Genomic DNA, 23,948 nt, shown 5'->3' on the forward strand with positions numbered 1-23,948 from the left:
CAAGGGTTTGTAGGGACTGGCTCCACACGTCCTTTAATGTTGTCATTTTTATAGGTATGCACAGCACGCCCCTACCTAAAATCTATCCATGCAAGCAAGACTTCATAACCTTTAAAAACACATTTTGCCTTGACGAATGGCGTGCTTTTTAGGATAATTTGACTATTTAAATAGGAATTATTATGAACATCAAACCTGCCGTCCTTGCCCTAAGCCTTGCCCTTGCCCCCATTGCCCTGCCTGTTGCCACGCTTGCTTATGGGGCGGTGGCGATGGATTTTTCGCCCCTAGTGGAACAGGTGTCTAGTGGTGTGGTGCGTGTGAGTATTACCAAAAAGGTCAGCGAAGAAGAGCTGGCATTGGCTCAGCAGGTGCAAGCCTTACAGCAGTTCTTTGGGGGGCGGGTCGCCGTGCCAAACCTGCCGACGGTAGAATACGGCTACGGCACGGGCTTTTTTATCACCCAAGATGGCTATATTCTTACCAATCATCACGTCGTCGAAGGGGCGGATAAAATCACCGTGACCCTACACGACCGCACCGAGCTAGACGCACGCCTTATCGGTTCGGACGAAGCGTCCGATGTGGCGGTGTTAAAGGTGGCGGGACAAAACTTCCCTGCCCTGAGTGTTGCCAAAGGCGATACCCTAAAAGTGGGCGAGCCTGTGCTTGCCATTGGCTCGCCCTTTGGTTTTGACTACTCAGCGTCATCGGGCATTGTCTCTGCCAAGAGTCGTAACATGAGCCGTGAAGCGGTCGTGCCGTTCATTCAGACGGACGTGGCACTAAACCAAGGCAACTCGGGCGGGCCTTTATTTAACCAAAAAGGCGAAGTGGTTGGCATTAACTCGCTGATTTTTAGTCGCACTGGCGGACACATGGGGCTGTCTTTTTCTATTCCCATTGACACCGCCATGGACATCTATGAGCAGATTCGCACGACAGGGCGTGTCTCTCGGGTCTATCTGGGCGTGGTGTTGCAGGACATTGACCGCAATCTGGCGGAAGCTTATCGCCTTGACAGACCGCAAGGGGCACTCATCACTCGCACCAGTCCTGATTCCCCTGCCGATAAGGTGGGACTAAAAGCAGGTGATGTGGTGCTTGATTTTAATGGGCAAAGTATCGGGCGAGCGTCTGATTTGTTAAATCTCATTAACCGTGCCAAGGTGGGTGACAAGTTTGAGCTGACCTACCTACGAGCGGGCAAACAACACCGTGCCAGTGGGCAGTTTGCCGAGACAAGTGATGTCTCTACCAGTCAAAACGCCAGCGATGGTGTCAGATTAGGCTTACGCCTAAAAGAGCTGTCAGGGCGTGAAGCTCGCATGATTCAGGAGTTTGGCGTGGCAGGTGGCGTGGTCATCAGCTCGGTGGATGTCACAGGACTGGCAGGGCAGGCGGGACTCATGGCAGGGGACATCATCGTCAATCTCAATCACCTGCCGACCGCAGGCATTGGCGAGTTTGAAAAGGCGTTAAAGAGCCTGCCTAAAAAAGGCGTGGTTACCATTGGTATCATTCGTGATGGCAACCCTGCGATTTTGGGGCTTAGGGTTGAATAGGGCTAAATAAGGGTGTGTTTGTCGCACCCTTTTTGGTGGTTAAGATTTGCAGTATTTGGCGCGAAGTTTTTGATAAAGCTCATAAGGTGGAGACTCGCCAGCCAAAGGTTCAAAATCGCCCATTTGCCACGCTTTAAAGTCTTTTGAATGGACGGTGGTTTTTTCAAGTTGGCTGTCATCGCCAAACTCGCCCCAACCATACAAATCTAGTTGTACACTAGCTTTTGGGTTGCCACAGTCAAATGTGATAAAGCCTTTATTGACGTATTTTTCCCACGTCTCAATGTATACGGTGCGTTTTTTGCCCTGTCTTTTGTCTAATTTGGCAAACCAACGGGTGCTATATGGCTCATCAAGCCCTTGGTTGCAAATAAACACAACTTTGGTGTTGGGTCTGTATTGACTGTCTTCGGTTTGGGCGTTGGTAATGCTGGGCAAAAGCAGGGCAAACGATGTGGCAAGTAACAAGGCTTTTGTTTTCATAAATGTCCTTAACATGAAATGATTCAAAATGACAACATCCACAGGGTTGTGTTTTATTATAAACCGACAAAAATGATTAAATCAATCATTATCCATCAGTGTCATGCCCATTGCTTATTATTTATTTTATCAATATATTTTTAAAAATAATTTTAAAAAATCAATAAAAAATAATTTATCCAAGATGGTTCAAAGATCACGGTGAAAGTGCTAAACTAAGCCATTTGATACAAAATGACAAATCAGGTGTTTTATGGCAACTTATGATGAGATGAAGGCAAGACTACAAGGCTCGATGATGGTAGGTATATCCATTCTATTTTTTATCAAAACCTAGCAAATGCTTTTTATAGAGATTGCTTTATCATACTTTTCCATATGACCAAAACCACGATATTCATTGTGGTATTTGTGCAAAACATCACCTGTAATACATAGTGTTTCACTGATGAAAAATTTATCATCTTTTAGTCTTTTTGTTTGGATTTTATCATTTAATAATTTTTTAGAGTCAATTAAATAATATTTTTCGTTTTGATAAATAAACTCTATTTCTTCAAAAGAAACTACCAGTTTTCCTGACATTTTTTGAGCATCATCAAGAGCATGGTTTTTCTGATTGTTGTAACTTTTCTTATTAAAATCTGTCGGCGACTGAGAGCAGCCAACCATAGAAAATAAGAATATAAAAATAGTTAAAATTTTCAATATTTTCTCCATGTACAGCCAGCAAAATTGAATTTTGCTACGGAAACCGCCGCGCTTTTTCATTTTGTAGAGTGTATAAAGTCATTAATAGGTACACCCAACCAACTTGATATTTACCACGGGTTTGTAGAGGTGTGCTGAGCACACCCTTTGATAATATGACTATACAAGGCGTGCTCAGCACGCCCCTACGTCCACACATCATGGTATTTGTAGTAATTTTAAAGTTTCTTGGGTGTAGCTTAATCGACATTCTTGATAAACGCATTTATCAAGAATTACAAATTAAGTGAACATTTATTCTTTTAATTTGTAATTTTCATTATATCATAATAACTTTAAAAAAGAACAATGCCATCCATTGCTAAAAGTAACCCATTCATCATAAATTTATTGATTTATTATTTTAATTTATATTTAAAAAATATTTTAAAATTCCAATAAATACAATAATTTTAATTTAAGCATTTTAAAACACCCAGTAAAATGTTAAACTAAGCCATTTGATACAAAATGACAAATTAGGTGTTTTATGGCAACTTATGATGAGATGAAGGCAAGACTACAAGGCTCGATGACGGCACTGGTCACGCCCATGACGGCAGACGGTGCGGTGGATTATGATGCATTAGGGCGTTTGATTGACTGGCAGATTGAGTCTGGCACGCACGCTTTGGTGGCGGTTGGTACGACAGGCGAGTCGGCAACCTTGTCCATGAGTGAGCATGGCGATGTCATTGAATTTTTTGTTAAACAAGTGGCAGGTCGCATTCCTGTGATTGCAGGAACAGGGGCGAATAACACCGCCGAAGCCATTGAGCTGACCGCCCACGCTAAGGCAGTGGGGGCGGATTTTGCCCTGCTTGTCGTGCCGTATTATAATAAGCCCACCCAAGAGGGCATGTATCAGCATTATAAGACCATTGCCGAGGCGGTGGACATTCCCCAGATTCTCTATAACGTCCCTGGCCGCACGGTCGTGGACATGGCGGAGGACACCGTAGCACGCCTTGCCGACATCCCTAACATTGTCGCCATCAAAGATGCCACGGGCGATTTGGAGCGTGGTAAGTCGCTCATCGAGCGTGTGGGCGAGCGTCTTGTGGTGCTATCAGGCGATGACCCAACCGCCCTAGAACTCATGAAATTCGGGGCAAAGGGCAACATCTCAGTAACGTCCAATGTCGCCCCCAAAGCCATGAGCGAGATTTTTAGCTTAGCTTTGGCAGGTAAGTTTGATGAAGCAAGTACCATCAACCAAGGCATTGAGCATTTGCACAAAGAGCTGTTTTGTGAATCTAGCCCCCAACCTGCCAAATATGCCCTACACAAGATGGGCATGATTGACACGGGCATTCGTTTGCCTTTGGTGTGGCTGTCAGCAGGCAATCAACCCATCATTGACCAGGCACTACAAAAAGCCAATTTGATTTAACAGTAAGAATAAGTGAGAATAACATGACAGTGCTAAAAACAACGCTAAAATTAACCGCCCTTGCCATGATGAGTGTGGTGCTACTGACGGGCTGTCAAAGCATCAAAGACGTGCTGGGCAAGCGTGATAACAGCAGTCTGGACTATGTCCACGCTACCAAGCTAGACCCCATCCGCCTGCCCGCCAACCAAGCGTCCGCCCCATTTATCCCCCTATATGATGTGCCAGAGGTGGCAGGCGAGATTACCCCATCGACCAACGAGTCGGGCAAGCAGTACGAGCTACCCAGACCGCCACAGGTGAGATGATGGTTTGGCACGAGCGTTGTTGTTCGTGTCTTTTTGTTTTATAAATCTTATCATGTAAATTTATTGTGTAAACCGCCACAAAACGGAGAAACCCATGCAAAAGCAAGCCCTAATTTATACTGGCAAAGCCAAATCTGTCTATGAAACGGACAATCCTGATTATCTGATTTTGCATTTTCGTAACGATGCATCCGCCTTTAATGGCGAAAAAATCGCCCAGCTTGACCGCAAAGGCAGAGTAAATAACCGCTTTAACAGCTTTATCATGAGCAAACTGGCAGACGCTGGCATCGAGACGCATTTTGAGCGTGAATTGTCAGACGATGAAGTGCTGGTCAAACGCCTAAAAATGATACCCGTAGAATGCGTGGTGCGTAACTATGCAGCTGGCGGTATTGCCAAGCGTTTGGGGCTTGCTGAGGGCTTGCCACTTATGCCACCGACCTTTGAGCTGTTTTATAAAGATGACAAATTGGGCGACCCCATGCTTGCCCCAAGTACCGCCATTGCCTTAGGTTATGCCACCGCAGACGAGTTGGAGCAGATGAGTGTGCTGACTCACAAGGTCAATGACGTGCTAAGTCAGATTTTTGATGAAGCGGGTCTTATGCTGGTGGATTTTAAATTAGAATTTGGACTGTTTCATGGGCGTGTGGTGTTGGGCGATGAGTTCTCGCCAGATGGCTGCCGCTTGTGGGATAAAGAAACCAAGAAAAAACTTGATAAAGACCGTTTCCGTCAAGGTTTAGGCGATGTCGTTGAAGGTTATGAAGAAGTGGCAAAACGTATTGGCGTACCGCTTGATTGATGGGTGTGAGCAAGGGCGGTTATCGCCCTTGTTTTTTTATGATATTTACCCCAATTTGCACCAATGCTAAATTTTAAAGAAATTCATTTGTGGGGGCGTACTTTTCATGCCTGTTGATACCTTTTAAAGTTGGATAGTAAAAATGCACAAATTCATCGCCTACATCCCTGAGTCCGACCTAGAAAATGTCAAAACCGCCCTATTTAACGCAGGGGCAGGGCGGTTTGATGGATACAGCCATTGTTCGTGGCAAGTGCTTGGTGTGGGACAATTTAAACCTTTAAAAGGGGCAAGCCCTGCCATTGGTCAGATTGACAAAATAGAGTACGTCCCCGAGTGGCGGGTTGAGACCATCGTCCCTGATGACAGGCTCATGGACGTGGTGCGTGCCTACAAATCGGCTCATCCCTATGAAGTGTCAGCGTATGACGTGTATCAGATGGTGGGTGTGTGAGTGCATGGCTTTTCGTGTCTGATAGGGTATGATGAGCTAAGCCATTTTATATGCCAAAATGATAGAGGTATATGCCATAATGGAATTTAGGCTTTGCATAAAAAGCCCTGATAATAGGACACATCAAGACATATCACAAATCACGATGGAGCTGACATGACAAGCCAATCCTTTAAATTTTCCAAAAAATCCCTAGCCCTTGCCCTGCCTGTGTGCTTACCGCTGTTTTTTGGGGCGTGCAGTCAGCCCCAAAACCAAGCTCAAACAGGCGACACTGCCGACAAGACGAGCGAGACCAAGGCGGACACCACCACCCCAAAATCCGACCGTGATATGCTGGTTATCAATAACGGTGCCGAAGTCGGTTCGCTTGACCCGCACAAAACAGGGGGCGTGCCTGAGTCTGGACTTGCTCGTCAGCAGTTTGTGGGGCTAGTTAGTACAGATGCTGATGGCAATCTTGAACCTGCCATTGCCGAAAGCTGGGAGAGTGCCGACAACAAGGTGTGGACGTTCAAGTTGCGTGATGCCAAATGGTCAAATGGCGAGCCGATTACCGCCCATGACTTTGTGTTTAGTTTTCAGCGTATGGTTGACCCAAAGACGGCTGCCAACTTTGCCAACTATGTGGCGGATGCTAAGTTTTTGAATGCAAACGACATCATCGAAGGCAAAAAAGCCCCCACCGAGCTTGGCGTGAAAGCCATTGATGATAAGACCGTTGAGATTACCCTATCCGAGCCTGTGGCGTTTTTGCCTGACATGCTCACCTACACCGCCATGCGACCTGTTCCCAAAAATGTGGTAGAGAAATTGGGCGATGACTGGTCAAAAATCGAAAACATCGTGGTAAACGGTCCATATATCATCAAAGAGCGTGTCATGGGTGAAAAAATCTTCCTTGCCAAAAACCCCCATTATTATGATGCCGACAAAGTCGCTATCCCAAACCTTGTGCTACTGCCGATTGATTCTGGGCAGACGGACTACACTCGTTATCAGGCAGGCGAGATTGATGTGACTTATACCGACATTCCAAGCGACATTCTTGCTAAAGCTGACAAAAATGAAGTCAAAACATCGCCATCGTTTTGCTCATATTATTATGAAATGAACGTCAAGAAACCGCCCTTTGATGACGTGCGTGTTCGCCGTGCGATGACCTTGGCTTTAGATAGAGAGCTGATTGCCGAAAAAGTGGCGGCTCGTGGCGAGACCCCTGCCTATCAGATGACCCCAAAAGTTACCGCCAATAACCCCAACTACACCCCAGATTGGCAAAAACTTGACAAAACCGCTCGCATTGCCGAAGCCAAAAAACTGCTGGCAGAAGCAGGCTACAACGAGCAAAACCCGTTGAAGTTTGAGCTACTCTACAACACCAGCGAAAACCACAAAAAAGTGGCGGTGGCGGCTCAGTCCTTATGGCAAGAAGCCCTTGGCGACACCATCAAGATTGAGCTACACAACCAAGAGTGGAAATCCTACCTTGCCACTCGCCGTAACCACGAACACCAAATGGCTCGTGCGGCATGGTGTGGCGACTACAACGACCCTGCTACGTTCCTAAACGTCATGAAAACCAAAGGCTCGGGCAACTATGGGGCGTATTCTAGTGCCGAATATGACAACCTACTAAAAACCGCCTACACCGCCAACAGCCCCGAAGAGCGTGCCAAGGTGTATCATGAGCTTGAAGCGATTTTGGATAAAGATGTGCCAAATGTGTGGGTGTATTATCAAGTGAACGTGCGTGCGGTAAAGCCATATGTCAAAGGCTACTCAACCAAAGACGCTCTTGGCAACTGGCAAGCCCGCCATTGGTCGTTTGAGTGATGTGGGTTTTTAAATTGGGAAAATTAGTACAACAAAAAGGGCGAATCACTCGCCCTTTTTATATGGGTTTCTTACGCAATCAGCCTTTCCAAAATCTGCCCATAAATTTGGGTCAATTTCTCCAAATCATCAACACTAACCCTTTCATCTATCTGATGAATGGTGTCATTTAGTACGCCAAGCTCAACCACTTGGGCGTTCATAATCGGAGCGATAAACCGCCCATCCGATGTCCCGCCCGAGGTGGACAGCTTACTGTCCGTGCCTGTAACGTCCTTGATGGCGGACACCACCGCATCCACAAACTCGCCTTTTGGGGTCAAAAACGGCTCGCCTGATAAATTCCATTCAATCGTATAATTTGCCTTTGAACTCCCAAAATGCTTATCCAAAATGGCGTGAGTTTTTGCCTGTAAGCTCTCGGCGGTGTTCTCGGTGCAAAAGCGAAAGTTAAACAGCACCTCCACGCTATTGGGTATGACGTTGGTCGCCCCTGTACCGCCGTTTATGTTGGAGATTTGCATACTGGTGGCAGGAAAATAGTCGTTGCCATTGTCCCACTCGCATGCCACAAGCTCGGCAAGGGCGGGGGCAAGCTCGTGCATGGGATTGACCGCCAGATGTGGATAGGCGATGTGTCCTTGTTTGCCCGTTACGGTCAGGCGTGCGTTTAGTGAGCCACGTCTGCCGTTTTTGATGACATCGCCAAGTGTTGCCGTGCTAGACGGCTCGCCCACCAGACAAAAATCCATACGCTCACCCCGTTTGGCAAGCTCCAATACCACCTTGTGCGTGCCGTTAATCGCCACGCCTTCTTCGTCTGCGGTGATAAGTAGCGAAATATCGCCCTTGTGGTCGGGGCAGGTCCTCACAAACTCATCGCACGCCACACAAAAGCAGGCAATGGCGGTTTTCATATCAGACGCCCCACGCCCCCACAGATAGCCGTCAGCGACAGTTGCCGAAAAAGGCGGATACATCCATAGGCTCTCATCGCCCACAGGCACGACATCGGTATGCCCTGCAAAGCATAGGTGGGGGGCGGTGGGGTCGCTTCCTTTTTTCTTGGCGTATAGGTTTCTGATTTGGGCGTTTTTGCCGTTGTCATTTGGGTCGCCAAAATACAAAAATTCACAGTCAAAGCCCAATTTCCCTAAAAACTCTGCCAAGATATTTTGGCAGTCAAAATCATGGGGGGTAATGGACGGCTCTTTTAAAAGGGCGGTAGAAAGGAATAAGGTGGGGGTCATGGGAGTTCCTTAAAGTACTCAACTTTAATTTTGGGACTGTGGTAGATAAATCTTAAACCTCACACCATTTTCTCAATACTTCAAGCTGATGAGATGGTAAACCATAATTAAAACGAAACTCACACTCTTTCATAAAGAGATGAAAGTATTTCTTGTTAATTCCGTTGTATTTTTTAAGTATTCGTTTGGCTTGCGACCAGAAATTTTCAATGCCGTTGATGTGGTTGTGGTCTTTTACAAACTCTTTTGAGTGATTAGGGCGTGCCTGCCTTTTGTATTTGCAATGAAAAATAGGGGAAATCGCACGTTTTTCAAGGAAAAAGCAAAGTTTGATAGTCGTTCTATCAAACGAGCTTTTGACGATAAAAAACAAGATTTAGCCATTTTTCATGCAAAAACGATTAGTTTATTTATAAAATATTTCTATATTGTAAATAGTGTTATAAAGGGCAGGCACGCCCTAGTATATCACATTGTGTAATCTTAAAACAGTATTTAAAACCATATCATACTTAGCCCTAATACAAGATGGAATATTGGCGTGTATTTTTGAATTGGTGGCTGTAACTAAATATCTGATGGAGAAAATATTTGCACATATGCCTAATACAAATAGAACCAACCCTAAATATCCTCGTATTTGTAGAGAAATAATACAAAAAAGCAATCCTAAGAAAAATATTGATAAAATATAAAAATCAGAAAACACGTTATATTTTTCTAGAATTTTTCCAGAAAAAGACTGTACTAACATCATTAAAAATAAAACCAAACCTAATATAGATTCATTACTCTTAACCATATCAAAGATATCAATGATAATCTGCCAATATTGAATAATTATCTGAAAATAGAGACTAAATATTAAAAAAAGAAATATACTTTTTTTATAAAATTCAAATTTTTCAAAAATTAAGGCAAAAGATTTTTTATCAAAAATCTTTGATGAAGGGTTATTCTCAATTGCTGTTTTGCAATTAGGCAAATAAAACGTACCTAACATAAAAACTATAAACATCATGATTGAAGTTAGTAAAAATAAATCACTCTTCAAGATCTGGTACAACACGCCACCAATCAAAGATGCAATCGACATGAATAAGAATTCAAGATAGGACTTTTTTCCAAAAATCTTCTTAGTATCATTATCATCAAATTGGCTATTATAAGTATCTACAAGGTATCCATGATTATTATTTTGAAAGACACATAACGACAACGCATTAAATAATTCTGCCAAAAAAAACAATTCAAAACTATTACCATTGCTATTGCCCGCCATATAGCTTAATAAGAGCCAAATAAAAGAAAAGAATACAGCCAACACATAAAGGTACTTTCTATCCATTCTGTCGGATATTAGACCTACAATAAACCCCAAGGCTAATATAATCAAGGCTTGAAAACTCTTTATTATACCAACTTGATACAAGCTCAAACCACTGATGATCATATAGATAGTTGAAGATGCACCGATGAGCATTCTGGTCGAAGATACGGATACTTCGCTTAAAATTAATCTTTTGTATTTATACATGATATTCACCGCCACAATAAATACAGTTAGGGGATTTCTCTATTTTTATTTTTTCTAATAAAAAAGTTTTATTATGTATGCCAATAATATTATTAATACTTAGCATACCATCATAATCTTTAGCGAAGAATTTAATGATTTCTGATGAAATCATTGCTCCTGCAAAAAAATTATTTACTATGGTTGATGGAGCCTTATAGGCATTATTAATCCTAATAACTTTTTCATCATAATTGGTTCTTTCCAAATAAATATCCTTATTACAATACAAGCAAGATGTGAGTTCTGGAATATAAAATGGTCCAATTGTAGAAATATCATTAATATATCCCACCCCAACCATTGGTATTTTTTTATGACAACAATACTCATTCATCAAAGATAGGCAATAGTCATCATCTGCCGAACTAATTATCAAGTCAATATTTTCAATGCTTTCTAAAATTTCTTGTGAAATTTTGTGAGATATAATATTTATGATTAGATTTTTATTTATGTTTTCCAATTCTCTTTTTATTATATCGACTTTTTTGCAACCAATATCGCATTCTCTAAAAAAAACTGCCTATTTAGATTGGTTTTTTCTATTATATCATCATCAACCAAAGTTATTTTTTGAACCCCAAGGCTTGCAGTTAGATAAGATATAATATTGCCAATGCCCCCAGCACCCACACATACTATATGCGATCTAGATATTGCTTTTTGCACTAAATCACTATCATAACCTAAGGTTTCATAATAAAGATGGTTCCTGCTATATCTATCACTAAAATCAATTTTTTTAGGTAAAATATATCTGTTGTTTAGTAGGTACTGTAAACAATATTCATCAATTTCATTGGCTTTCATGAAGTTTATGATATCGATTTCTTTTTTGCCATCTAGACAAAAATCACACAAATCAACCAACTTATCAAAAAACTTAATGTCAGCAGTTAATTCCTGTTTACTACCAGATGATATAACATAATTTTTATCATCTAATATTCCAAAGCTAATTTGTTTTGATGTATAGTACATGAATTATTCCTTTAAAATTAATAAAGCTTACCACCCATTTTTAAAATTTTAAAAATAGTAAAGTAAGTGGTAAGCTTCTTAACTACACAAACTGGTGTTTGTCTATTAATTTAGTTGTGTGAACGGCCTAGCATGGCTACCTCCTTATTAATTCTTTGGTTAATTTAGAAAATTCATTATAACGAGCGGTTAGCATGATGTCAATAATTTTAGAAAACTTTCTAGCAGTCCAAAAAGTATGCTACACCCACCCATGGTTGATATAATGAAACACCAAGTCAAATGCTTTAAGATGATTGCTTAGGTTTTTAGAGAAACAACACGTTTTTTCTAAATGCTCGCCTAGCAAAGGTTCTAAGCCTTGTGTTATTACCTTCAATACCGACGGTAAGGCGTTTGCCCACTTGTTTGATAGAGTGCTTAAAAGCAACAAGAAAGCCATCCCAATCATCACAAGCAATTTTGTTAAAACTTATACCTAAACTCATCAATTTTGACCTTAACTGTTTGGCAGTAGCAAGGTTTCGTCTGCCCCATACATAGGCAACAATCTCACCTGTGTGTCCGTCATAAATATAAGCAAATCCTAATTAAAGGATGCTTCATTATAGGCTTTTAAATTTCATAGGCTTTTAAATTTCCATTACCTAATTTATGAATTAAAATTTGATGAGATTGATTGATAATTTTTTTAATCTGTCATTATAGAACTCTGTTATCACGTCTTAACCACGTTGCAATAGAAAACCGTGTTCGGTTGGTAATTTCCACTTGGTGTAACAGATTGCTATCAAACACCACAAGGCGGTTGAGTTGTGGTAAAAGCTGGATAGTTTCCCCTGTTTTATCCACCACCGTTATTGCACCGCCATTGTCCGCTATCCAGTTGTCATTTAAATAAAACACCGCAGAGATGACCCGCTCATCTCGCCCTTTGGGGTTGTCCGAGTGCCATTTATAGCCAAAGCCTGATGGATAGCGTGCATAATGAGCTTCTGATGAGCGAATGCCTGTGTATAGTGTGGCGTTAAAATACCGCCCAAGCTCGTCAATCGCCCCAAGATATGCCAGCCCCACAGGGCAGGACTCATCAATCCAGCGAATGCTGTCGCCACGAATGGCACTCTCTCGCTCGCCGTGGGTCAGATGAGCTTGCCTGTATTCTATAAATCCGCTCTCAGCTTGTAAGGCGGTCAAGTCGGTGGCATGAAAGACATCATCAAGCATCATGGTGCCTGTGGCGATAAAGTTGTCAAGCTTGGGGTCTATTAGGGCGTGCCAGTCGATGGCAAACGGTGCGGTTGTCATGGTGTATTCCTATGCGAAATGCCAAATATCAAAATCAGATCCCAAGCATCTCCATCGCCCGCACAAGCTCGCTCTCGCCCTTGGCGGTCAGTTGCACTCTGTGCGTGAGACTTACGCAAGGCTTGATAAGCTCTCTTTTTAGCATCTCATCGGCAATGCCTGCTTCCACCAAATCGCCAAAGCGTGTGGGATTGGTCGGGTCGCCCACGATAAGCATCATGGCGGACAACAAGGACAGCTCAAAATCCAGCTCGGGGCTGATGTTATTTGGGTCAAAGGGTGTATCTGAAAACTCATCAGACTCATCGGCATATTGGGGCGGCATCTCGCCCACGGCTTTGATGACGGCAAAGTGATAGCCGTCAGCGTCATTGCTTTGGGTGATTTTTTCAATGCGAATGCGGTGCAGCCAATCATCACCAAAATCAAACCAATAATAGATGTATTCTTTTTCGGCTAAATTTAGCTCATCTAGCGTGGTTGATGTGGGGTAGATTTTGTTTTCGCTGACAAATAAGTCATCATCCAACTGCCAACTGCCATTCAGTAGAACGTGTTCATGACAATCATTAAACAGCTTATTAAAGCTGTCCATTTTGCCCCGAGCGATAAAAAACTGCCACAGATGTTCGTCATGGCGTTCAAATAGGCGAAATATCTCTTGGTGCAATTCATCAAAGCGGATATTGCCCGACACTTCGACAATGCGGTGCAACTCATTAATGGGGTAATGCGGTTCTACTAAGGATATTTTTAGGCGGTAGGTGTTCATGATTTGTCCTTGGTATTTTGTTTGATAAATTTAGGTGTGTTATCATCAATTTACAAAAAGGGCGAATGTGATTCGCCCCTACGGTTTTTGAAAATAAAAACCATCAAAACAAGCAAATTTCAAGCAGTCATCAGGGTGTGTTGAACCTTGATATTTTGCAATGAAAAACAATCCGACCACTTGACTTGATAAACTTTTAAGATTTTACTTAATTTTTAAAAAATTAAGTGGTCGGATAGCCATTTTTCATGCAAAAATTGATTGTGGTCTTTAAGTTTTTATCTATTCATAAAAAATGTTATCAATGTTTAACACGCCCTAGGTATCAATATCTGCATTCAACGCATTTTCTTCAATAAACACCCGTCTTGGCTCAACCTCATCGCCCATTAAGCAGTTAAACAGGCGGTCAGCTTCAATGGCATCTTCTATTGTGATTTTGAGCATATTGCGGTTTTCGGGGTCCATGGTCGTCTCCCAAAGCTGGTCGGCATTCATCTCGCCCAAACCCTTATAACGCTGAATGGCAAGCCCACGGCGAGCCTCCGCCATAAACTGCTCCCACAAATGGTCAAAATCTTTGACCGCAAAATCCTTATCACCCCGTCTGATAAAGCTCTCATCGGTCAGTAGCGTGTTCCAAGTACTTGATAATTTTAATAATTTGGCATATTCGCCCGAATTGACAAATAAGGGGTCAAGCGTATAATGCTGGGGCAGTTTATGTACAAAGATTGTGATTTTTGGCAAAAATGTTTGGGCGGTCTCAGCGTCCGCACCGCCCACAGGTTCTAGGTTCACCTGTGGCGACAGCTCGCTTGCTTTGTCATTTAGCACGTTTAGCAATTTGTCCGCCCATGTCCGCAATGCCACTTTGTCTTTTAGCATCTCATTTTCTAGCTTTGGCACAAAGGTTAGGGCGTCAATCAGGCTCTCTGGATATTTTTGGCTTAGGCGGTTTTTGGTATTTTGAGCAAGGCTATAATCGTTTAATAGACTCTCCAACGCCTCCCCACGAATGGCAGGGGTGTCTTTGCTCAAAAACAGTTGATTGTCGTCAATCGTGGACGAGAGCAGATAGGATTTTAGAGCGTCATTGTCTTTTAGGTACAGCTCTTGCTTGCCCTTTTTGACCTTATAAAGTGGGGGCTGGGCGATGTAGATATGCCCACGCTCGATAAGCTCTGGCGTTTGACGGAAAAAGAACGTGAGCAGTAGCGTGCGAATGTGCGAGCCGTCCACGTCAGCGTCCGTCATGATGATGATTTTGTGGTAGCGGAGCTTGTCGGGGTTATACTCATCTTTGCCAATGCCTGTGCCGAGTGCCGTGATGAGCGTCCCCACTTCGGCGGAGGAGAGCATCTTATCAAAACGAGCTCGCTCGACATTCAAAATCTTACCTTTTAAGGGCAAAATGGCTTGCGTTTTTCGGCTACGCCCCTGCTTGGCAGACCCGCCTGCACTATCCCCTTCCACAAGGTACAGCTCGGATAAGGCAGGGTCTTTTTCTTGGCAATCAGCAAGTTTACCGGGGAGTCCTGCGATGTCTAGCGTGGTCTTACGGCGGGTCATCTCACGGGCTTTGCGGGCAGCTTCTCTTGCTCGGGCAGCGTCTAGGATTTTACCTGCGATTGCTTTGGCAGACGCTGGATTTTCAAGCAAAAACTCGGACAGCTTTTCGTGCATGACCGTTTCAACGGCGGATTTGACTTCACTGGAGACGAGTTTATCTTTGGTCTGTGAGCTAAATTTGGGGTCTGGCACTTTGACCGACACAATCGCCACAAGCCCCTCACGAGCGTCATCGCCCGTTACCGCCACTTTTTCTTTTTTGCCGATGTTTTCGCTATCCATATAGGCGTTTAGACAACGAGTCAGAGCCGAGCGAAAGCCTGATAAGTGCGTGCCACCGTCTCGTTGGGGAATGTTGTTGGTAAAACAAAGTACCTTTTCGTTATAACTGTCCGACCACTGCAAGGCGACTTCCACGCCAATGCCGTCCGTACTTTGGGCAGTAAAATGAAAAATGTCGTTTAGGGTTTGTTTGCCGTCATTGATGTAGCTGACAAATTCGCCAAGTCCGCCTTTATGCTCAAAAATATGTTGTGTGCCGTCTCGCTCATCGGTTAAGACGATACGCACGCCTGAGTTTAAAAAGGAGAGTTCACGCAAGCGTTTGGCAAGAATGTCATAATCAAAAATCGTCCCCGTAAAAATCTCATCGCTTGGATAAAAGCGAACTTCGGTGCCTTTTTTGTCGGTTTTGTCAAGGCGTTTTAGGGGAAAATCAGGCACACCATCTGTGTAGTCTTGGGTGTGGGCATAGCCGCCTCGCCAGATGGTAAGCGTAAGTTTCTTAGACAACGCATTGACCACTGACACGCCCACGCCATGCAGACCGCCTGAGACTTTGTAGTTGTTGTCGTCAAATTTACCGCCAGCGTGTAGCACCGTCATGATAACCTCGGCTGCCGACACGCCCTCCTCGGGGTGAATGTCCACAGGAATGCCCCGTCCGTTGTCCGCCACCGACACTGACTCATCGGCATGAATGGTAACCAGCACTTCATCGCAATGCCCAGCGAGTGCCTCGTCAATGGCGTTATCCACCACCTCAAACACCATGTGATGTAGCCCTGAGCCGTCATCGGTGTCGCCAATGTACATACCAGGGCGGACTCGCACCGCTTCTAGTCCACGCAAAACTCGCACACTACTGGCATTGTAGTTGTTGGTAGGAAGTTGCTCGCTCATAAAAATCCTTTGGCATACGCCTAATTCTTTGAAAAATGTGGGTTATTATAGCATTTTTGCCCAAAAAAGCACAGCTAAAAGGTTTGGCTTGGCGATGATGTTTCACGTGAAACGCTATTTATATATGTAAAGCTAACAAAATTGAATTTTACTACGAAAAACTTTTGCCACAAGCTTGCCTGCGGGTCAGTTTCCGTTATGGTTCGACTTAGCTCACCACGAACGAAAAACCGTAGCACTTTTTCATTTTGTAGAGTGTATCATCAGTCCATTTATCAAGACAAGCCATGGTGATAACCCCAAGACAACCCAACCAAATAACTTTTAGCCAAAAAACAGCAAAACCGCAAATAAACATTTGCGGTTTTGCTGTATAGGAGATGTTACTCCGTGTGTCCATAACTTCTATCCATAATATCAGCGTTCATCCGTGTTGGTATGTCCGTGTACCCTCTCCTTGCTGATGAGTGTATTATGCCAAAACGGCAACCATAAGAAAATACGCAAAAATCGCAAAGTTTTGTCAGTATTTTCTTACAAATTCAACATCAATCATCACCCCTAACTCTCACCTTGCTTATTGTGCTGTGTCCGTCATCGCTTATCATCAGATAAACTTCACAGTTTTTGGGGCGGACGGCAAGCTCAAATTCTCTAAATTTTATCATATTAAACAGGCGTGGACACTCGCCCCCATGATAGCCAAGCATCAATTGCCACATGAGCATACCTAGCCACATACCATGCGTAAAGACTACATAAGTGCCGTCTGGCAAGGCATCAAACGCATCACGCACCGCCTTGACACGCTCTGCAAGGTTCGCAAAATTATCGGTTGTGGGGCTGTCGGTGTGGATTTTGTCATTATTTGCCCAGTAGTCGTCCGCCATGTTGACGATTTGGGGCAATGTCAAATCCTTGATATGCTCATAATCTAGGTAATTAAACTCTCTTAAATCATCAATCTGTATAGGGGTCATGCCCGTCCTATCCAAATAAGGCTGTGCCGTCTGGTGCGTGCGGATATAGGACGACACAAAAACCTTGTCAGGCATGGGGACGTGTGTGATAAGCCAGTCCGCCACGTCTGTCGCTTGGTTTTGCCCGAGCTTGGTAATGGCAATCTTATGGTTTGGACGAATGGCGTGTCCTGCGTTGGATTCGGATTGGGCGTGGCGGATTAGGTAGAATTTTTTCATGGGTTATTTATCAGCGTTTTTAAAAACTTCCGAATGCGTGTCCAAATAATGTAGCTCTAACACCTTATCATCGTCCGATATCTTATAAAGCAATACCAAATCATTTTTGACGTGGCAATCACGATATGCTTTTAGATTGCCTGTTAGGGCATGGTCTTTATATTTGGGCGGTAGGGGCGTGCGATGAATGAGACAGTTGATACTTCTGCCCATTCGCCACTGATAAGGTGTAGATAATGCTTTTTGGCACACCGTTTAAATGATGAGAAAATCTCAATCTCTCGTGGCTTTTGATGATTATCGCTTATTTGCCAAATCCGTCATCATCTCATCAAAATCGGCATAACGCACCGATTTGCCTGCCTGTTTTTCTCGCTCGTTGGCATTTAGGGCAACCAGCACCTGCTCGCAAAGTTCATCATTTGCTTGCCAATCAAAGGATAAAGGCACGGTTTTGGTTTTGATGACTTACATTAGCAAAGAGTTTGAAGGCTTGGGGAACGGTCAAGCCATAGCCTGATAACACATCGGCAAATTCTTGTCTTACCTTAGGGTCAAAGCTCATGTTAAAATTACCGCTCATGACAGCTCCTTTTTCGTGGGTTTTTCTTTATTTTATCGTGATTATTTGAAAAATGCAATGAATGGGCATGGATTTGGGCGGTGTGTGGTGTGTATCTATGACTGGGCTAAAAACCAACGCCATGTTGGATTTTTTGTTATTTTGAAGTGGTTTGTACGCTGTTTTGGCATTATTTTGCTGTTAGCATTCTAAATCCTGCGTAGCCCACAAAAACAAAAATACTAACTGCCAATAACTGCCCTGCATTTATAGATTTGTCCATGATAAACCTATAAATCAACCCAACAAAGAAAATCCCACCCCATAACATCGCAAGCCCTGCAAATATCATTCGCCACGCCCTACCAAATATACCCAATTGATGAAGTGGCGTAATTGCTTGGGCAGGATAATATCGGTATTTAAAATAGCGATGAGTACTAGCATTGTATTTATAATGGATAAAACAATAGCTGTGCCATTTCGAATATTGCCTTCCGCCAGTATTTTTATCATAAATAGAATATAAATAAGAGCGATAAGGCAACGAATAATGCTAAATTTCATGGTATTTTCCAAGATTGTTCAGTTGGGCATAGGGTGCGTACCACACACCCATTTTTTCATTTAAAAGTGCGTGATACATACCCCACAAAACACCTAATTCTCCACCTTTTCCGTTTTTTCCACACGCTCCACGCCTATCCCCACCACGCTCAAAAACCCTTTTGGCAATGCTCCGCCACGCCCCGCACGTTTGCCCCGATAGCTTGCCCAGTCGGCAGGTTTTAGGGTGAGCGTGCATTTATTGGTGCGAATGATAAGATTGTCCGTATCGGCTAAGGCACACACCGCCACCAGCGTTTCGTTGTCTTTTAGGCTCATGAGTTTGTTGCCCTTGCCCTTTGCCAGTACGGGCAATTCATCACGGTTAAAGATGAGCAGATTTCCGCCACTACTTACCACCGCAATGTGCGTGGCGTTGCCCACAGGGGCAAATGGCAACAGGGTCGCATCCCCCAGATTGACCACCGCTTTACCTGCTTTTTGGGCGGTGTCTAGCCCTTTGGTGTCGGTGATAAAGCCGTAGCCTTGACTGCTGGCTAGGATAATGGGGCATTGTTCAAATAGGGCTTGCTCAATTTTTACGCCATTTGCCAAGTTGAGCATACTGCTAATCGGCTCGCCCTGCCCACGAGCGGACGGCAGACTTGCCGTGTCTAGCCCATAGCTACGCCCCATGTTATCAAGGACGATAAGTCGCTCACCCGTCTTGCCAAGGGCGTGCGTGGCGTACTCATCGCCTGTACGAAAGTTTAGGGCGACAGGGTCAATCTCGTGCCCTTTTGCCATGCGAATCCAGCCTGCTTTTGAGATGATGACGGTTACGCTCTCGCTCGGGGTCAGCTCGGACGCTTTGACAGCGACAGATTCTTCACGCTCCACGACGGGCGATTTGCGTTTATCGCCATGTGTTTTCATGTCAAAGGTTAGCTCGTCTATGAGTAGGCTTGTTAGGCTGTCGGGGTTATTTATTTGCTCGGCGATGATGGCTCGCTCTTTTTGTAGTTCGTCTCGCTCGGCATTTAGCTCAATTTCTTCTAGTTTGGCTAATTGGCGAAGTTTGATGTCAAGAATGGCGTCCGCTTGGGTGTCAGACAGCCCATAGCGGCTCATCAAGACCGCCTTGGGGTCGTCTTCGGTGCGAATGATGGCAATGACTTCATCAATGTGCAAATAGGCAATGAGCAAACCTGCCAAGATGTGCAAGCGTTTGTCAATCTTGTCCAGGCGGTTTTGGAGTCGTCTTAGCACCACCGCACGGCGTGATGAGAGCCATTCGGATAGGATTTGTTTTAAATTTTTGACCTCAGGTTTGCCATTTAGCCCAATCATATTCATATTGACCCGATAGGACGTTTCTAGGTCGGTCGTGGCAAACAGATGAGCCATGATTTTGTCAATCTCAACCTTACCCCGCTTAAATTCAATGACAATACGACAAGCGTTCTCGTGGTCGGATTCGTCTGTGATGTCATTGACCCACGGCAGTTTTTTGTCGGTCATGAGTTTGGCAATCTGTTCAATGATTTTTGAGCCTGAGACCTGATAGGGCAAAGCGTCTATGATGACGGTATTTTTGTCTTGCTTGTCAATATGATAAGTCGCTCGCATTTTGTAATTGCCACGCCCTGTTTCGTACATTTTGACAAGCTCATCTTTTGGTGTGATAATCTCGGCAGATGTCGGCAAATCAGGGGCAAGTACCGTTTTGCATAGCTCGGCTGTGGTGATGGTAGGGTTTTTTAGGAGTTTGATACACGCCTTGACGGTCTCGGTGAGATTGTGGGGCGGAATGTCGGTCGCCATACCCACGGCTATGCCTGTGGTGCCGTTTAGCAAGATGTTTGGCAGGCGGGCAGGGAGCGTGGCAGGCTCGCTCATCGTGCCGTCAAAGTTGGGGATAAAATCCACCGTACCTTCGCCAAGCTCGGACAACAGGGTGCTGGCGTAATTGCTCATCTTGGCTTCGGTGTATCGCATGGCGGCAAAGGATTTGGGGTCGTCAGGACTGCCCCAGTTGCCTTGCCCCATGACAAGCGGATAACGGTAGCTAAACGGCTGTGCCATAAGCACCATGGCTTCATAGCACGCTGTGTCGCCATGCGGGTGGTATTTGCCAAGCACGTCGCCCACGGTGCGGGCGGACTTTTTGGGTTTGGCGGTGTGGCGAAGTCCTAACTCATTCATGGCGTAGATGATACGGCGTTGAACGGGCTTTAAGCCGTCAGCGATGTGCGGTAAGGCTCTGTCCATGATGACGTACATGGCGTAATTTAGGTAGGCGGATTCGGTAAATTCGGCAATGGAGCGGGTGTCAAAATCGGTTTTCATGGTGTGGTGTCAATAAAAATTTGGGGTATTGTAGCAAACTTAATAAAAAATGGCTATTTGTCAGGGGGCTAAAAATATCGCTACCCAACACTCTAAATTTATGCTAATCTATATTTAAATCCTTTATTTTATTAGCCATTAGGAGTTATCATGGACATCAACAAACACAAAGCCGATTTGCTTGCCCTAAAAGCAGAGTATGAATACCGCATTGACAAAATCACTAATCACCTAGAAAACCCCCAAGATGAGCTAGGACAACATTGGGACGACCAAGCTGTCGCCGCCCAAGAAAATGACATGCGTAAAAATTTGCTCATCGAAGCCCAAGACAACCTTGCCAAAGTCAATGTCGCTTTATCTTGCATTGAAAACGACTTGTATGGCGAATGCAGTGAGTGCGGTGAAGAGATAGAAGAAGGGCGACTCGACGCGGTGCCGTATGCCACAGAGTGTATCAAGCACGCCAAATAGACAGCCTGACAACCATAAAAAGCGGTTCATTCTGAACCGTTTTTGTTTTGGCGTTTTTAAATCCTAGCCCACACTGCGCCTTGCTTTGACCACGCTTGGCTGTTGTTCGATTTTGGCAAGCAGGCGAGATAAATGCTCAATGCCTGCCACTTCCACAAAGAATTTCATCTGAGCGTCCATGCCGTCATCAAAGACTGTCTCGGCACGTTGGATATTGACTTTCTCACGGTCGATGACATTAAACAAATCCCGCAGCAGTCCGCTTGTGGCGTGAGTGTCCACGACCACACAGACAGGCTGATACCGCCCAAACTCCGCTTGCCAGTCGGCACAGACGACCCGCTCTGGCTCTTTTTGGGCGAGCCGTGACAGCTCCACGCAGTCACTACTGTGGATACTGACCCCATTCATGAGCGTAATAAAGCCTGTGATGGGTTCGCCATGTACAGGGTTACAGCATTTGGCAAGATGTATCTCGACATTGTCAAGCCCATGCACGTCAATCTTGTATTTGTTGGGGCGAGTTTGGGGTTTGGATTCGATGTGCGTTTCGCTGACATTGGGCGTACTTAGGTTCAAATCCTTGATGATTTTGCCTGAGATTTGGCTAACCCCAATCTCGCCCATGGTGATGGCAAGATACAGCTCATCTTCGCCCTTGTAGTCCAGCTCTCGGCACAGCACACCAAAGTCCACGCCCGACACCGCCACGCTCAGTCGCTCTAACTCACGCAGTAGCAGGGTCTTGCCTGTTTCGATGTTTTTGTCACGGTCTTGTTTGTTAAACCATTGGCGTAGTTTGGCTTTGGCACGAGCGGTATGGATGTATCCGAGCGATGAGACAAGCCAGTCACGATTCGGCTCACGGCTTGATTTGGTGATGATCTCCACTTGGTCGCCTGTTTTGGGCTGATGAGTCAGTGGCACATAACGCCCGTTTACCCTTGCCCCTTGGGCACGATTGCCAACTTCGGTATGCACATGGTAGGCAAAGTCAAGCACGGTCGCCCCCTTGGGCAGTTCGGTGATGTCCCCGTCTCGGCTAAACACGTAGATTTGTTGGACGTTATCAAGGTTGTCAAGCTCTATCTCGTCGCTCTCGCTTTTGTCTCCGCCTAAGAGCTGTCTTAGTGAGCTGATTTTGGCGGTGAGATAGTCGTCCGTTTTATTGCCCTTTAAGCCCTCTTTATAATTGACGTGCGACGCCTTACCAAGCTCCGCCTCAAAGTGCATGTCAAAGGTGCGAATCTGCACTTCTAGGGTGCGATTTTGGGCGATGACGACCGTGTGTAGCGACTTGTAGCCGTTGGGTTTGGGGTTGGTGATGTAGTCATCAAACTGCTCGGGGACGTGTCGCCACAGTCCATGCACCACGCCTAGGGTGTGATAGCACTCGGCGTTGGTGTTTACCAGTACCCGTAGGGCTCTGATGTCATAGAGCTGGTCAAAGGATAGGTTTTTCTTTATCATCTTGCGATAGATGGAGTAGATGTGCTTGACACGCCCTGAGACTTCGCATTTGATACCGACCCGATTTAGCTCATCGGTGAGTGTTTGCTTGACTTCTTCGATGTAACGTTCACGCTCGCTACGTTTTTGGGCAAGCAGACTGGCGATACGTTTGTACTCATCAGGGGCAAGATAGCGAAAAGCCAGGTCTTCTAATTCCCATTTTAGCTGGGCGATGGATAAGCGGTGAGCCAATGGAGCATAGATGGTCATGACCTCACGAGCCACCCGTTTTTGGCGGTCGGGTGTGGCAAAGGACAGCTCACGCATGGCAAAGGTACGCTCGGCAAGTTTGATGAGTACCGCCCGCACGTCATTGGTGGTGCTAATGAGCATGCTGTATATGGTCGATAGCTGTTCACGGTTGTTATTTTCAAAATAATCTTCAAGCCGTTTGTTGCCCTCTATCGCCTCGGACAGTCGCCCCATGGCAAGCGTGTCTTCGATGAGATGGGCGATGTCTGCCCCGAACTCATGAGCGATGGAGTCCATGCTAATTAGCTCACGCCGTACCGAGCGATAGAGCATGGCAGCGACCAGAGCGTTTTCATCTTGGAACAGATATGCCAAAATGTCCGCCATGCCAATGCCTGTCACATACGCTCCTGAGCGAGAGTGGTGGGGTTTGGCGGATTGTATGCGGACGAACTCGCAGGCTTTTTTGAGTAGGAGTAGCTCATCTTTGCCGATACGCTGGGCGACATTAGATAGCCATTTGTCCATGTCAATGTCGGTCTCGCTAATCTTGGCAGGCGTGTCGGTGGCGTGGCTGTGGTCGTGGGTAGTGGTGAGTTTTTGACTGTGAAGCTGTGCCTGAAAATCGGGGTGCAATTGGTCTGCCACAAGGCTTGCTGCTAGGCTTGCACTGTCGCCTGAGTCTTTGCCTGTCAGCAAGGGCAAGCTGTCTCGAATCTGTACCACGTCATGTCCTTTAATAACTTGTAATGATTATTTTCACAAACCCATGTTTAGCGGATTGGGTATATCAACAAAATTAACTTAAATTAAAATTGCCATAAAAAATAAAATACTCATGCTACTTATTATATTATACCCCACTCTCAACTT

21 protein-coding genes and 3 pseudogenes are annotated in these 23,948 nt (G+C 44.8%); 7 read left to right on the forward strand and 17 right to left on the reverse strand.

Annotation, left to right across the window (positions count from 1 at the left end; all coding sequences use genetic code 11):
- Positions 1–182 precede the first annotated feature (182 nt).
- The gene (locus B5J93_RS02440) at positions 183–1,565 is read left to right on the forward strand and encodes a Do family serine endopeptidase (RefSeq protein ID WP_079324296.1); all 1,383 of its coding nucleotides are present in this window, start codon (positions 183–185) and stop codon (positions 1,563–1,565) included.
- 39 nt (positions 1,566–1,604) lie between these two features.
- Here the strand turns inward: B5J93_RS02440 and B5J93_RS02445 are convergent, their stop codons facing one another.
- Both B5J93_RS02445 and B5J93_RS02450 read right to left on the reverse strand, forming a co-directional pair.
- Positions 1,605–2,048 carry a hypothetical protein gene (locus B5J93_RS02445; RefSeq protein ID WP_079324298.1) on the reverse strand — a complete coding sequence of 148 codons (444 nt, stop codon included), beginning with the start codon at positions 2,046–2,048 and terminating at the stop codon, positions 1,605–1,607.
- Between the two features lie 333 nt (positions 2,049–2,381).
- Positions 2,382–2,756, reverse strand: coding sequence for a hypothetical protein (locus tag B5J93_RS02450; RefSeq protein ID WP_143823475.1), 375 nt, complete (start codon positions 2,754–2,756; stop codon positions 2,382–2,384).
- Positions 2,757–3,288: 532 nt separating this feature from the next.
- On the opposite strand from B5J93_RS02450, the gene dapA reads away from it, so the two are divergent.
- The 5 genes from dapA (at position 3,289) to B5J93_RS02475 (ending at position 7,597) form a co-directional block, all read left to right on the forward strand.
- Entirely contained in the window at positions 3,289–4,191 is a 903-nt protein-coding gene (gene dapA / locus B5J93_RS02455; RefSeq protein WP_079324302.1) for a 4-hydroxy-tetrahydrodipicolinate synthase, read from the forward strand.
- 23 nt (positions 4,192–4,214) lie between these two features.
- On the forward strand, positions 4,215–4,499 hold the full coding sequence (locus B5J93_RS02460) for a hypothetical protein (protein ID WP_079324304.1): 285 nt from the start codon (positions 4,215–4,217) through the stop codon (positions 4,497–4,499).
- Positions 4,500–4,593: 94 nt separating this feature from the next.
- A complete protein-coding gene (gene purC, locus B5J93_RS02465) occupies positions 4,594–5,307 on the forward strand; it encodes a phosphoribosylaminoimidazolesuccinocarboxamide synthase (RefSeq protein ID WP_079324306.1) in 714 nt (237 codons plus the stop codon).
- 142 nt (positions 5,308–5,449) lie between these two features.
- On the forward strand, positions 5,450–5,761 hold the full coding sequence (locus B5J93_RS02470; RefSeq protein WP_079324308.1) for a YqfO family protein: 312 nt from the start codon (positions 5,450–5,452) through the stop codon (positions 5,759–5,761).
- Positions 5,762–5,917: 156 nt separating this feature from the next.
- A complete protein-coding gene (locus tag B5J93_RS02475; protein ID WP_079324310.1) occupies positions 5,918–7,597 on the forward strand; it encodes a peptide ABC transporter substrate-binding protein in 1,680 nt (559 codons plus the stop codon).
- A 71-nt stretch (positions 7,598–7,668) separates the two neighbouring features.
- Here the strand turns inward: B5J93_RS02475 and dapE are convergent, their stop codons facing one another.
- The 14 genes and pseudogenes from dapE to parC form a co-directional block, all read right to left on the reverse strand.
- Positions 7,669–8,847, reverse strand: a complete 1,179-nt coding sequence (dapE, locus tag B5J93_RS02480) for a succinyl-diaminopimelate desuccinylase (protein ID WP_079324312.1) — start codon at positions 8,845–8,847, stop codon at positions 7,669–7,671.
- 52 nt (positions 8,848–8,899) lie between these two features.
- Positions 8,900–9,109: pseudogene (locus B5J93_RS02485) on the reverse strand (transposase); the annotation flags it as partial.
- Positions 9,110–9,307: 198 nt separating this feature from the next.
- A complete protein-coding gene (locus B5J93_RS02490) occupies positions 9,308–10,384 on the reverse strand; it encodes an MFS transporter (RefSeq protein WP_115237127.1) in 1,077 nt (358 codons plus the stop codon).
- Positions 10,377–11,407, reverse strand: a pseudogene (locus B5J93_RS14345) (ThiF family adenylyltransferase). The gene B5J93_RS02490 and the pseudogene B5J93_RS14345 overlap by 8 nt, the downstream one beginning before the upstream one ends.
- 241 nt (positions 11,408–11,648) lie before the next feature.
- Positions 11,649–11,985 (reverse strand): annotated as a pseudogene (locus tag B5J93_RS02500) (IS1 family transposase); the annotation flags it as partial.
- A gap of 124 nt (positions 11,986–12,109) precedes the next feature.
- Positions 12,110–12,715 (reverse strand): 2OG-Fe(II) oxygenase, encoded by a 606-nt coding sequence (locus B5J93_RS02505; protein WP_079324318.1) that lies wholly within the window; start codon positions 12,713–12,715, stop codon positions 12,110–12,112.
- Positions 12,716–12,749: 34 nt separating this feature from the next.
- Positions 12,750–13,487, reverse strand: coding sequence for an IS1096 element passenger TnpR family protein (locus B5J93_RS02510; protein WP_079324320.1), 738 nt, complete (start codon positions 13,485–13,487; stop codon positions 12,750–12,752).
- A gap of 318 nt (positions 13,488–13,805) precedes the next feature.
- Positions 13,806–16,241, reverse strand: coding sequence for a DNA topoisomerase (ATP-hydrolyzing) subunit B (gene gyrB / locus B5J93_RS02515; protein WP_079324322.1), 2,436 nt, complete (start codon positions 16,239–16,241; stop codon positions 13,806–13,808).
- A 548-nt stretch (positions 16,242–16,789) separates the two neighbouring features.
- On the reverse strand, positions 16,790–17,440 hold the full coding sequence (locus B5J93_RS02525; protein WP_079324324.1) for a histidine phosphatase family protein: 651 nt from the start codon (positions 17,438–17,440) through the stop codon (positions 16,790–16,792).
- Between the two features lie 3 nt (positions 17,441–17,443).
- The gene (locus B5J93_RS02530; protein WP_079324326.1) at positions 17,444–17,653 is read right to left on the reverse strand and encodes a type II toxin-antitoxin system YafQ family toxin; all 210 of its coding nucleotides are present in this window, start codon (positions 17,651–17,653) and stop codon (positions 17,444–17,446) included.
- 84 nt (positions 17,654–17,737) lie between these two features.
- On the reverse strand, positions 17,738–17,890 hold the full coding sequence (locus B5J93_RS13430; RefSeq protein WP_158080665.1) for a hypothetical protein: 153 nt from the start codon (positions 17,888–17,890) through the stop codon (positions 17,738–17,740).
- The gene (locus tag B5J93_RS13275; protein WP_115237129.1) at positions 17,874–18,023 is read right to left on the reverse strand and encodes a type II toxin-antitoxin system RelB/DinJ family antitoxin; all 150 of its coding nucleotides are present in this window, start codon (positions 18,021–18,023) and stop codon (positions 17,874–17,876) included. Before B5J93_RS13275 ends, B5J93_RS13430 begins: the two co-directional genes overlap by 17 nt.
- Positions 18,024–18,350: 327 nt before the next feature.
- Entirely contained in the window at positions 18,351–18,569 is a 219-nt protein-coding gene (locus tag B5J93_RS02535; RefSeq protein ID WP_079324328.1) for a hypothetical protein, read from the reverse strand.
- A 93-nt stretch (positions 18,570–18,662) separates the two neighbouring features.
- Positions 18,663–20,897, reverse strand: a complete 2,235-nt coding sequence (parC, locus tag B5J93_RS02540; protein WP_079324330.1) for a DNA topoisomerase IV subunit A — start codon at positions 20,895–20,897, stop codon at positions 18,663–18,665.
- Positions 20,898–21,047: 150 nt separating this feature from the next.
- Between parC and B5J93_RS02545 the strand changes: the two genes are divergently transcribed.
- On the forward strand, positions 21,048–21,371 hold the full coding sequence (locus tag B5J93_RS02545) for a TraR/DksA family transcriptional regulator (RefSeq protein WP_420811393.1): 324 nt from the start codon (positions 21,048–21,050) through the stop codon (positions 21,369–21,371).
- A gap of 63 nt (positions 21,372–21,434) precedes the next feature.
- Here the strand turns inward: B5J93_RS02545 and B5J93_RS02550 are convergent, their stop codons facing one another.
- Complete coding sequence (locus B5J93_RS02550; protein ID WP_079324334.1) at positions 21,435–23,801, reverse strand: RelA/SpoT family protein; 2,367 nt, start codon at positions 23,799–23,801, stop codon at positions 21,435–21,437.
- Between the last annotated feature and the right edge of the window lie 147 nt (positions 23,802–23,948).

The sequence above is a fragment of the Moraxella equi genome (genome assembly GCF_002027555.1).
GTDB classification, from domain to species: Bacteria; Pseudomonadota; Gammaproteobacteria; order Pseudomonadales; family Moraxellaceae; genus Moraxella; species Moraxella equi.